The sequence below is a fragment of the Pinibacter aurantiacus genome, assembly GCF_019130065.1.
GTDB lineage: Bacteria > Bacteroidota > Bacteroidia > Chitinophagales > Chitinophagaceae > Pinibacter > Pinibacter aurantiacus.
The window spans coordinates 348,991-364,160 of the sequence record NZ_JAHSPG010000001.1 but is presented as its reverse complement, the minus strand read 5'-3'; the positions used below and the strand labels follow the sequence as shown (position 1 = coordinate 364,160).

11 protein-coding genes are annotated in these 15,170 nt (G+C 41.9%); 7 read left to right on the top strand and 4 right to left on the bottom strand.

From position 1 onward, the window contains the following. The first annotated feature begins 153 nt into the window (after positions 1–153). From secDF to pgi, 3 genes are all read left to right on the top strand, one after another. On the top strand, positions 154–3,273 hold the full coding sequence (gene secDF, locus KTO63_RS01290) for a protein translocase subunit SecDF (protein ID WP_217789307.1): 3,120 nt from the start codon (positions 154–156) through the stop codon (positions 3,271–3,273). 210 nt (positions 3,274–3,483) lie between these two features. After that, positions 3,484–4,503, top strand: a complete 1,020-nt coding sequence (ltaE, locus tag KTO63_RS01285) for a low-specificity L-threonine aldolase (protein WP_217789306.1) — start codon at positions 3,484–3,486, stop codon at positions 4,501–4,503. Positions 4,504–4,645: 142 nt separating this feature from the next. Continuing rightward, positions 4,646–6,301 carry a glucose-6-phosphate isomerase gene (pgi, locus tag KTO63_RS01280; protein ID WP_217789305.1) on the top strand — a complete coding sequence of 552 codons (1,656 nt, stop codon included), beginning with the start codon at positions 4,646–4,648 and terminating at the stop codon, positions 6,299–6,301. 61 nt (positions 6,302–6,362) lie between these two features. Here pgi and KTO63_RS01275 read toward each other — a convergent pair whose 3' ends face one another. Beyond that, the gene (locus tag KTO63_RS01275; RefSeq protein ID WP_217789304.1) at positions 6,363–6,722 is read right to left on the bottom strand and encodes a carboxypeptidase-like regulatory domain-containing protein; all 360 of its coding nucleotides are present in this window, start codon (positions 6,720–6,722) and stop codon (positions 6,363–6,365) included. A 200-nt stretch (positions 6,723–6,922) separates the two neighbouring features. Here KTO63_RS01275 and KTO63_RS01270 point away from each other — a divergent pair, with 200 nt between their 5' ends. Then, entirely contained in the window at positions 6,923–8,047 is a 1,125-nt protein-coding gene (locus tag KTO63_RS01270; protein WP_232372979.1) for a 5-(carboxyamino)imidazole ribonucleotide synthase, read from the top strand. 209 nt (positions 8,048–8,256) lie between these two features. Here the strand turns inward: KTO63_RS01270 and KTO63_RS01265 are convergent, their stop codons facing one another. Further along, the gene (locus KTO63_RS01265; protein WP_217789303.1) at positions 8,257–9,276 is read right to left on the bottom strand and encodes a hypothetical protein; all 1,020 of its coding nucleotides are present in this window, start codon (positions 9,274–9,276) and stop codon (positions 8,257–8,259) included. A 278-nt stretch (positions 9,277–9,554) separates the two neighbouring features. On the opposite strand from KTO63_RS01265, the gene KTO63_RS01260 reads away from it, so the two are divergent. The 3 genes from KTO63_RS01260 to KTO63_RS01250 all read left to right on the top strand — a co-directional run bounded on the left by KTO63_RS01260 (position 9,555) and on the right by KTO63_RS01250 (position 12,784). Continuing rightward, the gene (locus KTO63_RS01260) at positions 9,555–10,421 is read left to right on the top strand and encodes a glucose 1-dehydrogenase (RefSeq protein WP_217789302.1); all 867 of its coding nucleotides are present in this window, start codon (positions 9,555–9,557) and stop codon (positions 10,419–10,421) included. Between the two features lie 25 nt (positions 10,422–10,446). Continuing rightward, positions 10,447–11,103, top strand: a complete 657-nt coding sequence (locus KTO63_RS01255; protein WP_217789301.1) for a YgaP-like transmembrane domain — start codon at positions 10,447–10,449, stop codon at positions 11,101–11,103. 130 nt (positions 11,104–11,233) lie between these two features. Then, positions 11,234–12,784 carry an FAD-dependent oxidoreductase gene (locus KTO63_RS01250; protein ID WP_217789300.1) on the top strand — a complete coding sequence of 517 codons (1,551 nt, stop codon included), beginning with the start codon at positions 11,234–11,236 and terminating at the stop codon, positions 12,782–12,784. 165 nt (positions 12,785–12,949) lie between these two features. Here KTO63_RS01250 and KTO63_RS01245 read toward each other — a convergent pair whose 3' ends face one another. Together KTO63_RS01245 and KTO63_RS01240 are read right to left on the bottom strand one after the other, a co-directional pair. Then, entirely contained in the window at positions 12,950–14,719 is a 1,770-nt protein-coding gene (locus tag KTO63_RS01245; protein WP_217789299.1) for a M56 family metallopeptidase, read from the bottom strand. Positions 14,720–14,724: 5 nt separating this feature from the next. Next, a complete protein-coding gene (locus tag KTO63_RS01240; protein WP_217789298.1) occupies positions 14,725–15,111 on the bottom strand; it encodes a BlaI/MecI/CopY family transcriptional regulator in 387 nt (128 codons plus the stop codon). Positions 15,112–15,170 lie beyond the last annotated feature (59 nt).

Genomic DNA, 15,170 nt, shown 5'->3' with positions numbered 1-15,170 from the left:
TTCTTTTAAAAAAGAAAGTTCTTCTTTCAAATTTACCCATTCCTGGGCATTGAGCCTATATAATAAGAATATTGGTTGGATATGTCAAAATTTCATTGTAAATCCTATATTTGCCACTCTTTAAAAAATTCGTAAACGTAACAAAGAATCTCAATGAGAAGTTTGGTAAGCATTTTTGCTGCTTTTTTGATTTTAATATCCCTTTACCAGCTTTCCTTTACTTGGTTTGTGAACAATCACGAAAAAGCCATGGAAGAAAAGGCACTCCGTTATGTAAAAACCAATTACCAAACGGCTGAGGCAAAATATCCTGGAAATAAAGAAGCGCAAGCTCTTTATGAGGATTCACTGGGTGATATTAAAAAAGAACGATTGCAACATTTGTTAGACAGTACCCGTGATCAAAAAATTACCTGGTGGGGTCAAAGCTATCAGAAAGCAAAAGAAAGTGAATTGCTTTTTGGTCTTGACTTACAAGGTGGCATCAACGTAACTATGGATGTCGCTTTGGATGGCCTTATCAGAAATTTAAGTAACAATCCCGCGGATCCTGCATTGAAAAAAGCCATTGAAGAAGCAGTACACCGGAAATCTACTAGTGCTACCGACTTCATCACTCTTTTTGCACAGGTGTACAAAGAGCAAAATCCGGGTCAACCCCTTGCGCCTTTGTTCTCCAACAGTACACGTAACAAATTAAAAGCAAACGCATCTGACGATGCAACCGTTAGCTATATACGCGATCAGGCAAGTGCTGCGATGAAGCAGACTTTCCAGGTATTGAGCAAACGTATCGACAAGTTTGGTGTGGCTCAGCCTAACATCAACCTTGACGAAAACAAAGGTATCATCACAGTTGAGCTTGCTGGTGCAACTGATCCTGACAGGGTTAGAAAATACTTGCAAAGCACTGCGAACCTTCAGTTCTGGGAAGTATACAAACTGAGCGAGATCGCAAATTCAGTTGTTGCTGCAGATGAGGCACTTGCTACTTCCTTAAAAGGAGGTAAAGCTGTCGACTCTACTGCTGTAAAAGCTGATACAAGTGCTACCGCTGCTCACGATACAACTAAGTCTTTGTCTGAACAGATGAAGGGTGGTGCTCAAAACACTGCTGCTGCGGCAAAAACGCCTGAACAATTGAAACTCGAGCATCCTTTGTTTGCTTCAGTTCAGTTCCTTTTCCCACAAAAACAGGGCGACAAAATGGACCTTGCTCCATATGTTGCCATGGTGAGTGTGAAGGACACTTCAGTAGCTAATTTGTATTTCAACAGCCCTGCTGTAAAAAATAGCCTGCCTGCTGATTTGAAATTCCTGTATGGCATGGCGGAGAAAAATAAAGAGAGCGGCAAAGTATCTGAATATTTACCAGTATATGCTATCAAAACTGTTCCTGGAACAACCAAAGCAAAATTGGAAGGAGAAGTGATCACAGATGCAAACCAGGATTACAATCCAATGAGCGCCGGCCAGGTTACTGTTAGCATGGATATGAATAAACAAGGAGAGAAGGTATGGGCAAAAATGACTGGCGACAACGTTGGCCGTTCTATTGCTATCGTATTGGATGACATCGTTTATTCTGCTCCAAATGTAAACGAACCAATCACAGGCGGTCGTTCTTCAATCTCTGGAAACTTCACAGCAGCTGAAGGTCAGGATTTGGCGAACATTCTTAAGAGTGGTAAACTGGATGCTCCAGCTAAAATCGTTCAAGAGCAAGTTGTAGGACCTACTTTGGGTAAAGAAGCCATCAAAGGTGGTACTATGGCATTCGCTATATCATTTGTAGTAATCTTCGCTTTGATGCTGATCTACTACAACACTGCGGGTTGGGTGGCTAACATCGCCCTTATCCTGAACTTGTTGTTCACGATCGGTGTATTGAGCGCATTGGGTGCTACGTTGACTGCTCCTGGTATTGCCGGTTTGGTATTGACCATCGGTATGGCCGTGGATACGAACGTAATCATCTTTGAGCGTATCAAAGAGGAACTTACAAAAGGTAAAAACTATCACCAGGCTGTAAAAGATGGTTACCGCCGTTCACTACCTCCGGTATTGGATGCGCACGTTACTACTTTGCTGACTGCATTAATATTGTTCTACTTTGGTTTAGGTCCTGTTAAAGGATTCGCCACTACGCAGATCCTTGGTATCTTGTTATCATTGTTCTGTGGTATCCTTGTATCACGCCTGATCACTGATTTCTATACTCAGAAACAACGTCACTTTAACTACTTTACAAACATTTCCCGCAAAGTGTTCAAGCACGCGGCTTACAAATTTGTTGAGTACAGAAAAGTAGCTTACGCGATCTCTGTAGTAGTATTGATCCTTGGTGTGACTGCTGTTTTCAACGGTTTCAACGAAGGTGTTGAGTTCAGCGGTGGCCGTAGCTACATCGTGAAATTTGACAAACCAGTTCACGCTGATGATGTTAGAAATGCATTGGATAAAGAATTTGGTAAGTTCCCATTGATCAAAACTTATGGCGACAACAGCCATTTGGACATCACTACGGATTACCTGATCCACCAGGAAGGTTTGAGCACAGACACTCTTGTACAAAACAAATTGTACGAAGGTTTGAAACCATTCCTTGGAAACAATGTATCTCACGATGATTTCGTAAAGAAAAACCTGCAAGGTTCTAAAAAAGTAAGTCCTACGATCTCTGATGACTTGAAGAGCGGTGCTAAATGGGCTACGTTCTGGTCATTGCTGATCATTGCGATCTATATCTTCCTACGTTTCCGCGACTGGAGATTCTCTTTGGGTACAATCTTCTCTTTGTTGCACGACGTATTGGTAACATTGGCAGTGTTCTCGTTCTTTAAAAACATAGTACCGTTCCCATTGGAGATCGACCAGCACTTTATCGCTGCGATCCTAACGGTGATTGGTTTCTCAATGAACGATACGGTAATCGTATTTGACCGTGTGCGTGAAAATGCTAAAAACATGAGAGGCGCAACAAGAGGTCAAATCATCAATAAATCAATCAACGATACATTGAGCCGTACGATCATGACGTCCTTAACTGTGTTCTTAACCATCCTGATCCTGTTCCTGGTAGGTGGTGAAGTAACAAAAGGATTTGCGTTCGCAATGTTGATCGGTGTTATCACAGGTACATATTCTTCTATCTTCGTTGCTGCTCCGATCCTTGTGGATTTCGGCAAAAACAAACCTTTAGGAGAAGCAGACTTGGTTCACCACGAACCTAAAACAACTGCACCTGCAGCGACGACTACAGCAAAATCATAATTATCTTTAGAGAGATTATATAACAAAGCAGCCTCCGGTTTTCGGGGGCTGTTTTGTTTTTGCAATAACTGAATAACTGAATGACTGAATAACTGAATGTTTGATATGCGTAGTATAAAATTGAAATTCGACCTTCAGTTATTCAGTTAATCAGTTATTCGGTTATTCAATTATTCAGTTTATTTTCGTGTCTCTTTAATAACTCACACCATGATAGACTTTCGTTCGGATACTTTTACGAAGCCAACACCTGCAATGATGGATGCGATGATGAGTGCGCAAGTGGGGGATGATGTGTTTGGAGAAGATACCACGGTAAACGAATTACAGGAGTATGCTGCGACACTTTTTGGAAAGGAAGCCGCGCTGTATTGTCCGACTGGAACGATGAGTAACCAGATAGCCATCAAATGCCACACACAACCCGGCGATGAAGTGATTTGTGAGAAAAATGCACACGTTTATATTTACGAAGGCGGCGGAATAGCATTCAATTCATCCTCGCAGGCAAGGCCAATAGAAGGCAACAACGGCAGGATAACGGCCGACCAGGTTGCTGAAGCCATTAATCCGGACGATGTGCATAAAGCCCGGACTTCGCTCGTTTGCCTTGAAAATACTTCCAACAGGGGCGGCGGTTCCTGCTACGATTTTGAGGAAATTAAGAAGATCAGAAAAGTTTGTACCGATAATAACCTGCAACTGCACCTTGATGGCGCAAGACTGTTTAATGCGCTGGTTGCTAAAAAAGAAACGCCTGCACAATACGGAGAAGTATTTGACAGCATTTCCGTTTGCTTGAATAAAGGGCTGGGTTGCCCGATAGGCAGTATTCTCATTGGATCGAAGGCCTTCATCAACAAAGCCCGGCGCGTAAGAAAAGTATTGGGCGGAGGAATGAGACAGGCGGGCTATATGGCAGCGACAGGTTTATATGCTTTGAAAAACAACGTCAGCAGGCTTGAGCTTGATCATACACACGCCAAACAAATTGCAAATGTGCTGAGTGCCAAAAACTTTGTAGGCAACATAATGCCGGTTGAAACGAATATCCTGATCTTCGAAATCAAGAAACCCTTTACAGCAAAGGCTTTCACAGATGCATTAAAACAACATCAGATCGCCTGCATTCCCATATCGGAAACGCATGTACGCATCGTTACACACCTCGACGTATCCGAAGCCATGGTACGTCAGACTTTAGATGTGATCAATTCAATTACTCTATAAATTGGGTGCAGATATTGATAACAATCAGCAACAAAATGGATGATTATAGAGAGTAACTATGGGAAGACATTTCTAAATTTACGCGGAAGTTTCTAACTCATAACTCATACTCACAACTTAAAACTTAAAAACTATCATAGTTATGTTACCTACAGTATCACCAACGCAGACTAGTGCATGGAAATCACTTCAGCAACACAAGGATAACGACATTAAGAGTATTAAGATGAAGGATCTGTTTGCAAAGGATGCCGACAGATTTAAAAAATTGTCCCACACATTTGGCGATATTGTAATTGACTTTTCTAAAAATATTATTACCGACAAAACATTAGAACTTCTGTTGCAGTTGGCCAATGAAACCGGCGTACAGCAAGGGATTGAGGCAATGTTCAAAGGCGATAAGATCAACGCGACTGAAGACAGATCTGTGTTGCACGTTGCGCTGAGAAACTTGTCCGGCACACCTATTTTGTCTGAAGGAAAAGACGTAATGCCGCAGGTTAAGCAAGTGCTGGCGCAAATGAGAACATTTTCCAACAAAGTGCATAGCGGCGAATGGAAAGGCTATACCGGCAAAAAAATCAAATACATTGTAAATATTGGTATCGGCGGTAGCGATCTTGGTCCGTTAATGGTGACTGAGGCATTGAAACCGTACTGGCAGGATGGTATGCAACCTTACTTTGTTTCAAACGTCGATGGCACGCACATCGCCGAGACACTTAAGAAAGTGACGCCGGAAGAAACGCTTTTCCTTATCGCTTCCAAAACATTTACTACGCAGGAAACAATGACCAATGCGCTTACTGCACGTGCATGGTTCATGGAAACGGCGAAAGATGAAGCGGCTGTGGCAAAACATTTCGTGGCACTTTCTACGAATGAAAAAGATGTTGTGAAATTCGGTATCGACAAAGCGAATATGTTTGAGTTCTGGGATTGGGTAGGAGGCAGATATTCTTTGTGGAGCGCCATTGGGTTATCAATCGCATTGACAATTGGTTACGATAACTTCGAATTGTTGTTGAAAGGCGCGCATGAAACCGACAATCATTTTAAAGCAACTTCACTGGATAAGAATATTCCTGTATTGATGGGGCTTGTGGGACTTTGGTACACTAATTTTTTCGGCACACAAAGCGAAGCCATTTTGCCTTATGACCAATACATGCATCGTTTTGCAGCATACTTCCAGCAGGGAAATATGGAAAGCAATGGCAAAAGCACCGACAGAAACGGAAAGCACGTTACCTATGCAACGGGCCCGATCATTTGGGGTGAGCCTGGAACCAACGGCCAGCACGCATTCTATCAATTGATCCACCAGGGAACACCAATTATTCCTTGCGATTTTATTGCGCCTGCCATCAGCCACAACCCAATTGGCGACCATCATGCGAAATTGTTGTCAAACTTCTTTGCGCAAACAGAAGCGTTGATGAATGGAAAGTCTGCGGAAGAAGCAAAAGCTGAGTTGGAGAAATCCGGCAAATCTGCTGAAGAGATCGAAAAACTGGTTCCTTTCAAAGTATTTGAAGGCAACAGACCAACGAATTCCATCCTGATCAAAAAGATTACTCCGTTTACGCTAGGCCAGTTGATCGCTTTATACGAGCACAAAATATTTGTACAAGGTGTGATCTGGAATATTTACAGCTTCGATCAGTGGGGCGTGGAACTTGGTAAACAATTAGCGAATAAAATTTTACCAGAACTTCAAAACGATGCTGAGGTTACATCGCATGATTCGTCTACAAATGGATTGATTAATACGTGGAAGAAGTTGAGGAATTAGAAATCAGGGATTAGAAATTAGGAGCGATTTTGAACTCCTAATTTCTAATCCCTAATTCCTGTTATTTCACCGGGCTGATCTCCTTTATTTCCGCATTTGCACTCAACGACACTTTAAGGTCAAGTTTGTTTTCAGCGCCGCTTTTCACCACAATGTCTTTTTGCTTTTTGTTGTAATCAAGAAAGTTGACGATGGTTTCGTAACTGCCGGCTTTTATGCTGGGAAAAATGAACTTCCCGTTGGCTGCCGTAATGGTCTTAAACACATGGTTATCAGCTTTGTTTTTCAAAATAACCACCGCACCTTCCACCGGTTGTCCTGTTATTTTATCCTCCACCGTTCCATTGCACTGCGTATTGGCTTTTGCAAAGCCAAACACCGTCAATCCACTCAAAAACATCCCTGTTAATAAGGCTCTCATAACATGCATTTTTTTAAACGTTGCAAAAGTAATACCTGTGGGTGTTAAGTGCTTGTGAATTTGTTTATTTGAAAATTTGATAATATGAGCATTGGAGAATTGAGGAGTGCAAATTGATGCCTTGCGTGGCCTGTTGGTAACAATGTAGTAACAAATGGTTATGCATCAACGGCAACGCATTATATTTGCGCAAAATTACGATGATGCAAAAAGTAGGAATACTAGGAGGCGGGCAGCTTGGCAGAATGCTGCTTCAACAGGCGGCAAACTATACGGTTGAAACATATGTGCTGGAAAATGATAAAGAATGCCCTGCCGCTCATTTGTGTCATCACTTTGTTTTAGGCGATATCCGCGATTTTGATGCGGTTTACAATTTTGGTAAGAACCTGGATGCCATAACCATCGAAATTGAAAATGTAAACATCGATGCATTGGAGAAACTGGAAGCTGAAGGCGTGAGAGTTTATCCCAAACCTGCGGCGCTTCGCATCATCAAGAATAAAATTTTACAGAAACAATTTTACGCCGATAACGAAATTCCAAGCCCTGCTTTTAAAGTGGTGCAGAATAAACTGGAACTGGGAAACACACAGGACTGGCTACCGGCTGTGCAGAAACTAGGTGAAGGCGGCTATGATGGAAAAGGCGTACAGGTGCTAAAAACAAAAAATGATTTTGAACACGGTTTTGATGCGCCCAGCGTAGTAGAGAAAATGGTGGACATCGATAAAGAGATTGCTATGATCGTAGCGGTGAATGCAAAAGGGGAAACGGCGCTTTATCCGCCTGTAGAAATGTTGTTTGATCCGCAATTGAACTTGTTGGATTTTCAATTGGCCCCTGCTTATATTCCTGAAAGAATTTTATGGCGCGTTGAAGCCATTTCGCTGAAAGTGGCGCGAAGCCTTAAATCTCCGGGACTTTTTGCCGTTGAACTATTTGTTGACCGCGAAGGCAATGTGTTTGTAAATGAAACTGCACCGCGTGTACACAACAGCGGCCACCACACAATAGAGGCACATTACAGCTCACAATACGATATGCTTTGGCGCATTTTGCTGGGCTATCCATTAGGTAATACTGCGGCAATTCTTCCATCTTCATTGGTGAACCTGATCGGCGAAAAAGGCTACAGTGGAACAGTGAAATATGAAGGTCTTGATGAAGTATTGAAGATGGACAATGTGTTCGTTCACCTGTACGGGAAAAAAGAAACCAAACCCGGCCGTAAAATGGGCCACGTTACTGTTATCGCAAATGACAAACAGGAACTGATTCATAAAGCGAACATGGTGAAGAGAACGCTTAAAGTTATTAGTTGAGAGTTGAGAGTTGAGAGTTGAGAGTTGAGAGTTGAGAGTTGAGAGTTGAGAGTTGAGAGTTGAGAGTTGAGAGTTGAGAGTTGAGAGTTGAGAGTTGAGAGTTGAGAGTTGAGAAAAATCCGGTCGTTGAAGATACAATATTTAAGCTTAAACATTGAGTCTTCAATTACAAAGAACTCTCAACTCTCAATTCTCAACTCTCAACTTTTTTAAAACTCAATGTACGCCAACGTAGTCACCTGCTTCGGCGCGTTGTTGTTCGCGTCGCTCACGATCAAAGCGCCCTTTCGGAATAGGACCATGCCTTCCCAATTATTTGTAAATCCCGGAAAAGAGACCACCTGTTTCCATTTTGTGTCACTGAGGCTTTCCAATGACACAATCCTTGCATATTCGTGAGTCTTTTGTTTCAGGTAATCAGGATCAGTATTTAGTTGTTCTGCAAGCTCTGGAATTGTTGTTTTAATATCACTGATTGTTGAGTCCGCATAGATCGCATGATCGCCGTGATAATAATAGTTCAGTGCGTAAATTTTATCCCCCGCAAAAAGATCTGTAATACGGAATGGCAGCTTCGGGATCTGTGTTCTGACAGGTTCTGAAGTAAAGCCGGTATCAACGAGATAGGCATAATTGACCGTGTGAAAATTGGCCTCGTATGCCGTCAGTAATTTATTTTCCGAAGGTAAATAAGTGATGGATTCAAATCCAGCGTTTTCCAAATTAAACTCACGCTTAAGACGTATTACTTTACTCGTGTCAATCGTCAGTTCGTTCGTTGCCGTGTCAAGATTTCCTTTCAGCATAAAACAATTGTCGAAGTTATCATGAGTTTCGATGTTCAGGAACACCGTGCCATTCACAATTGAAATGGCTTCGAAGCCTTCATAACCTTCCTTCACTTCCCTCGGTAACTTGTCCAGATTTTTTACCTTGATTTTCTGAAATTTCGTGAGCGGGATATTATTGTCCAATGCGAGATTGATACTGTCGATAAGGATGCTGTAAATAAAGAAGTTGTCCCCCACGAGGCGATCTGGTTTTTGCTGGTCACCATATTGGGGAAGCAGGTATGCGCGATTGTTCCACAATGCCATTCCGGAAAATTCTTCCGCAACGCCGCTGATTTCCTCAGGTAGCGGAATCGTGTGAAATTTTTCCTGCGCAAAAACTTTATCACAAAACAGAAATATGCAGCAAATAAAAAGGCAAAAACACTGCTTCTTCATAGTAGAATAGGAAATAAAAATTAGGAATTAGAAAATGACGCTTTCCTAATGACGTGCAAACCTACTAAAACATTCATTAGCAAATACCAATGGCACACAGATGACACGGATTTGACTGGTTTTCACTGATTTTTTCTAGGGTTTTGGTGACAAAGTTTCACATTGATACCGTATTAGCTAAGCCCAATTGTTCCACAAACAACGTTATTAATTATTCATTATTAATTATTAACTCCCCTCGCGGAACGCTTTTTTCATAGCAATACCAAACACGACGTATGCCACAAACGATACCCAAAAAGAAGGTGAGAAAGCCCCAAAGGGTGGAGAAGGCGCAAAAGGGAAAGGAAGAGAAAATGCAGCCTGTGCCTGTGTATGAAAAGGAGAAAATACCCTTTCGGTTACGTGGCAAGGTCGCCATCATCACGGGAGGAGATAGCGGTATAGGAAGGGCCATTGCTATAGCTTTTGCAAAAGAAGGAGCAGATGTTGTGATCTGCTACAAAAAAGATGACGTGGACGCCAAAATAACAGCATCGGAGGTTGAAAAAAACGGCAGAAAATATTTGTTGATCGGCGGCGATGTGAGTAAGGAAAATCATTGCCAGAAGATCATTGAAAGAACCATTAAAACCTTTGGTAAGATTGATGTGTTGATCAATAATGCAGCAGAGCAGACACCTCAGGATGAGTTGAAAAAGATCTCTGCACAGCAGCTAAGGCGAACTTTTGAAGTGAATATTTTTTCACAATTTTACATGAGCAAAGCAGTCGAAAAATATTTAAAGAAAGGCTCTTCAATTATCAATACAACATCCGTAACGGCGTATAGAGGAAGTGGTCATTTGCTTGATTATTCGGCCACCAAAGGAGCCATACTTGCCTTTACCCGATCGCTTTCCAGTTATTTTTCCGACAAAGGAATTCGTGTAAATGCCGTCGCACCCGGACCAATCTGGACCCCTTTAATTCCAACCACTTTCGATGCTGAAGAAGTAGCAACATTTGGCTCAAACGTACCCATGAAGCGTGCAGGTCAGCCTGTGGAAGTTGCCTATGCATACGTATTTCTCGCAAGCGACGATGCTGCCTACATTACAGGACAGGTCATACATCCAAATGGAGGTGAAATAGTAAACGGATAATTCTAAAATTTTAAAACATACATCTATGCTACACACAATGAATCCAAACATTAACAAGAAAGAAAGGATCGCTTCTGTAGTAGTCGGCGCAATATTATTGGGTGACGGATTGCTGAGAAAGCGCAAGAAATTGATACAGATGATTGCAGGCTCAATCCTCCTTTATCGTGGCATGTCTGGCAATTCGCCGGTTTACAGAGCACTTGATATTGATACCACTTATAAGAAATCATTGAGTCCATTAAACATTCGCGTGTCTGCCATTGTCAACAGGCCGCGCACTGAAGTATATAATTATTGGAGGCACCTTGAAAACATGCCGTTGTTTATGAGCCATGTGAGTGGGGTAGAAGTATTGAACCCAATCAATTCGCGTTGGTTCATTTCGCTTCCGGGCAATATAGGAACCATACATTATGATACGGCCATTGTACACGAGGAAGAAGGGCACATGATCGGCTGGAAGTCGCTGCCAGGATCGCCTGTAGAGCATGTGGGAAAAGTAACCTTTGAAGATGCGGGAGCTGATTCTACTAAAATAGATATACTGTTTAGCTACCAGGCACCCGGCGGCAAAATAGGAAAAGGCATTGCGCATTTATTTACAACTGTATTCCAAAAACAAGTGCGTAAGGACCTTGAAAATTTTAAATGGCACATTGAGAAGAGGCAATATGTTTGAGGAGTTGAGAGTTGAGAATGGAGAGTTGAGAGTGATAGGTGGTGTAAATATATTGATACCTACACTAGCGACCTTCAATTTTCAACAATTAACTCTCCACTCTCCATTCTCAACTCTCAACTAAAAAAAAATGCAAAGAGACGGAGCAAGAGTAAGCCTGTGGCAGCATGATCAAAGAGATTACGCGAGTGCCGATAAACAGATGGAGGATAAAATTTATGACGTGCTCATCGTTGGCGGTGGTATAACCGGCGTTAGCACAGCTTATCTTTTACAAAAGAATGGAATGTCCTGTGTGCTTGCGGAAGCCGCCACGCTTGGCTTTGGTACAACGGGTGGCACAACGGCACATTTGAATACTATGATGGATACAAGTTATCCGCAAATAGAAAAAAAGTTCAGCAAGCATGCGGCACAAACCATTGCCGACAGTGCAAAACAGGCCATTCATTTTATTGAAACGACCGCTAAAACACTTGGTATTGATTGTGATTTCGAATATAAAAATGCATACCTGTTGGCCAACAATGATGATCAATCGAAAGAGCTAGATGATATCGTTTCCGTTTCAAAAGAAGTGGGAATAGAAATAGACTATACAAACAAAATTCCTGCACCTGTTTCGTTCGATAATGCAGCAATAATCAGGAACCAGGCGCAATTCAACCCAATCAAATATTTATTTGGCGTAGCAAACTCATTCAGCAATTTTGGAGGCGTGCTGCTGCAGAATTGTTTTGTGTCTGATGTGAAAGAAGAGACGGAAGATATATTGCTGATCGCGACAACGAGGGGCAAAATAAGAGCAAGAAAGATTGTGTACGCCACACATATCCCGCCCGGTGTGAATTTGCTGCACTTGCGTTGTGCGCCTTACAGGAGTTACGTGTTAGCGGTAGAATTAGAAAATGAGCAATCCTACCCGGATGCACTGATCTATGACATGGAAGATCCGTATAACTATTATCGCACACAAGAAATAGAGGGAAAGAAATATTTGATCTTTGGTGGCAAGGATCATAAGACAGGACATGAAGAAAATTTGAAAGACAGATTCCGCCAATTGGAACAACATCTTAATCAATTTTTTTCCATAAAATCAATCAAACATTTCTGGTCATCGCAATACTTTGAACCGGCAGATGGACTGCCTTATATCGGCAACTTACCTGGACATGACGGACGATATTTTGTGGCGACTGGTTTTGGTGGAAATGGAATGATCTACGGAACACTCGCAGCCATTATTATGTTCGAGTTGATCGCAAAGAACAATTATAAATATCCTTTGGCAGAACTACTGGACCCAAACAGGTTAAAACTTGTTGCAGGTTTCAGCAATTTTGTGAAAGAAGGAGCAGACGTTGCTGCAAAATGGTTGGGCGGCCACTTAGCCAGTCATTCTATCGACAATCTTGCAAGCGTTACGCCGGGCGAAGCGCAAGTGGTGAAATACAATCATGAAGATGTTGCATTATATCGCGATGGAGAAGGGAAATTACATGCTGTGAACCCAACATGCACTCATTTGCAGTGTAAAGTGAAGTGGAACGATGCAGAGCTTTCCTGGGATTGCCCGTGTCATGGCGCACGCTACAGCACCGAAGGAAAAGTACTAACGGGCCCGGCCAACAGGAATCTTGACTACATTATTGTGGAGGAGTTGATCGCTAAAGAGTGAGCACACAGATGACGCTGATTAAACTGATTTGCACAGATTTTTTTCAACGTCTACAATTATAATTTGACTTTAAAAATAAAGGCCTGCCAAGTGTGTATCTTGTCAGGCCTACTTATATCTTCAGGTTTCAATTCTATTTTCTAACTCCTAATTTCTAATTCCTGATTACAATGAAACAACCGCTCTCTTCCTAACTACTCTGATTTCTTTTTGCAGCGAATCTATCTTCATTACGTGTCGGTCCCTGAGTTGCTGTTGTTTGTCTGCTTTGGCAACCAACATTTGTACAAGTGCCGTGGACTGCATGTCGATGACTTTGGCAACATTATCTTTTTCATAGTAATGCATGCTGGTAAGTGATTGTTCCAGGTTCAGCACGAGTTTTTCTTCGTTGCAAATGTTCGCTTGTTTGGCCATATCCAATGCGACAGAAGCTTTAACCAGTGCCAGTTTAAGCGCATGGTCTTCTGAGCTTAACGCATTGATAGAGTCCTGGATATTGTAATAACTAAAGCTTGATCCCGGAACGTATGGAGAATTCGTGCTGATATTTATTTTCACGTGAGGTTGCGGCGCCGCAGGAATCACAAAATCTCGCTTTTCAATTGATTGCACCGTTTCAACATGTATTGGTTCTGCATTTGGGGCGTCGTATGAAACCGCTACAAGCTGTGGAGCGGGAGGAGGAGGGGGCGCAAGTTCATCCGCCTGTTTTGTTTCTAATGAAGTGCTTCTTTTTATTTTCACTGACGCCAGAATATTTTGTACAGATACCTTGATTTCCTGTTTATCTGTATTTGCTGCCATTCTCGTTTGCTGGATATTACCTTGCATTTCCGCAACAGGCTTGTTGTTTCGCAACAGATAATTATACGATAATCCATTTGCCCCGGCACTACTGAATGATACTGTTTGCATGGTTGGCGTCAACGGTGTAATCGTTTCTTTATTCGTTGGCTGCACAAATAATGCAAATGAAAAAAGCAAAAGAAGTAACGGAAAAACAAGTTGTTGTTTATTGATCTTAGTATCAACGGGTACATTCATAATGCGTTTAACACGGGTCAATAAATGCTTTTCGTTTTTACCATTAGAAGATAAACTTAAGGAAGGCAGAACATTCAACCTGTTGTGCTCCAGTGTAAGCAATGCTTTCGCGTATTTTTCCGGAGAATATCTGAATTGAAGAACAAGGTCATCACAACTGTTTTCTCTTTCTGTTTCCAGAACTTTAATGAAAAGCTTTGCAAAAGGATTGAAGAACAGCATGATATTTACTACACCCAGCAGCACGTTTACAAAGTAGTCGTTCCTTTGAATGTGTGCCATTTCGTGCAGCAATATTGCTTCCAGTTGTTCAGCTGTCAGCTGATTGATGGCGGCCACCGGAAGCAGTATGACAGGTTTAAAATAACCGATCAACAGTGGAGCATCTACATTTTTGGAAATCCATACAGAAACTTTTTTCTTAATGCTCATGCGCATCGAAAGTTCCTGAATGTATATTTTATAAACAGGCGAAATTTTTACCAGGTCCCGCTTGTTGAGCAAATAGGAGGCTCTTATAAAAAATAAAAAGCGCAGCGAGAGAAACAGTACGGCTCCGAGATAGACGATAGAAATATACGGCAGAACCGCGTTGAAATAATTCAGCGATTGCTGGTAGAGCGTATTGTAATGCTCATGCGCGTAGCCGACAATGGAAAACGAAGCATCCGGATGGAACCAATACCTGTAAATGAAATTGCCCATCACGGTTATTGTACCGACGGACAAAAGCATTAACGCGATATTATATTTAACGGCGGCACTGGCTTTTTTAAAGAAAAATGAAAAAATGATGTACACAAGCCAAAGTGCAGCAAATTGCCAGAGGCTGCTGAGCAGGCTCCACGCAAGCTGTTGTAAAAAAGCAGAATGGCTCAAGGGCGACATATGTTTTAGGCTTCTTTTTTAAGATCGTCCAATAATTGCTGAATTTGATCGAGCTCTTCCTTGGATGATTTATGGCTGCCTAATGCCTGTATTACTAGCTGTGTAGACGAGCCACCGAACAATCCATTGATCATTTTCCCCAATAATTGTTTTTGTGCTTTTTCGCGGGTAACGGCCGGTTGGTATATGTGCGTTTTGAAAGTGTTGTCTCTTTTTACGAGACCTTTTTCGTGCATGATCTGCATTAATTTGAGCGTGGTGGTGTAACCAACATCTTTTGTGGCAGACAACGCTTCATGCACTTCACGCACACTGGCAGAGCCTTTCTCCCAAATCACCTGCAAAATTTCCAGTTCACTTTCAGTAGGTTTTATAGATTTCTGAACAGACATATGAACCATATTTAGCTCTAAAATACGATTCTTTTCGTAAATAAATGTTAAACCAATTT

Bases quoted from the DNA above. Each gene is read 5' to 3' on its own strand.
- secDF (WP_217789307.1), top strand. From the start codon at position 154: ATGAGAAGTTTGGTAAGCATTTTTGCTGCTTTTTTGATTTTAATATCC.
- ltaE (WP_217789306.1), top strand. From the start codon at position 3,484: ATGATAGACTTTCGTTCGGATACTTTTACGAAGCCAACACCTGCAATG.
- pgi (WP_217789305.1), top strand. From the start codon at position 4,646: ATGTTACCTACAGTATCACCAACGCAGACTAGTGCATGGAAATCACTT.
- KTO63_RS01275 (WP_217789304.1), bottom strand. From the start codon at position 6,722: ATGAGAGCCTTATTAACAGGGATGTTTTTGAGTGGATTGACGGTGTTT.
- KTO63_RS01270 (WP_232372979.1), top strand. From the start codon at position 6,923: ATGATGCAAAAAGTAGGAATACTAGGAGGCGGGCAGCTTGGCAGAATG.
- KTO63_RS01265 (WP_217789303.1), bottom strand. From the start codon at position 9,276: ATGAAGAAGCAGTGTTTTTGCCTTTTTATTTGCTGCATATTTCTGTTT.
- KTO63_RS01260 (WP_217789302.1), top strand. From the start codon at position 9,555: ATGCCACAAACGATACCCAAAAAGAAGGTGAGAAAGCCCCAAAGGGTG.
- KTO63_RS01255 (WP_217789301.1), top strand. From the start codon at position 10,447: ATGCTACACACAATGAATCCAAACATTAACAAGAAAGAAAGGATCGCT.
- KTO63_RS01250 (WP_217789300.1), top strand. From the start codon at position 11,234: ATGCAAAGAGACGGAGCAAGAGTAAGCCTGTGGCAGCATGATCAAAGA.
- KTO63_RS01245 (WP_217789299.1), bottom strand. From the start codon at position 14,719: ATGTCGCCCTTGAGCCATTCTGCTTTTTTACAACAGCTTGCGTGGAGC.
- KTO63_RS01240 (WP_217789298.1), bottom strand. From the start codon at position 15,111: ATGTCTGTTCAGAAATCTATAAAACCTACTGAAAGTGAACTGGAAATT.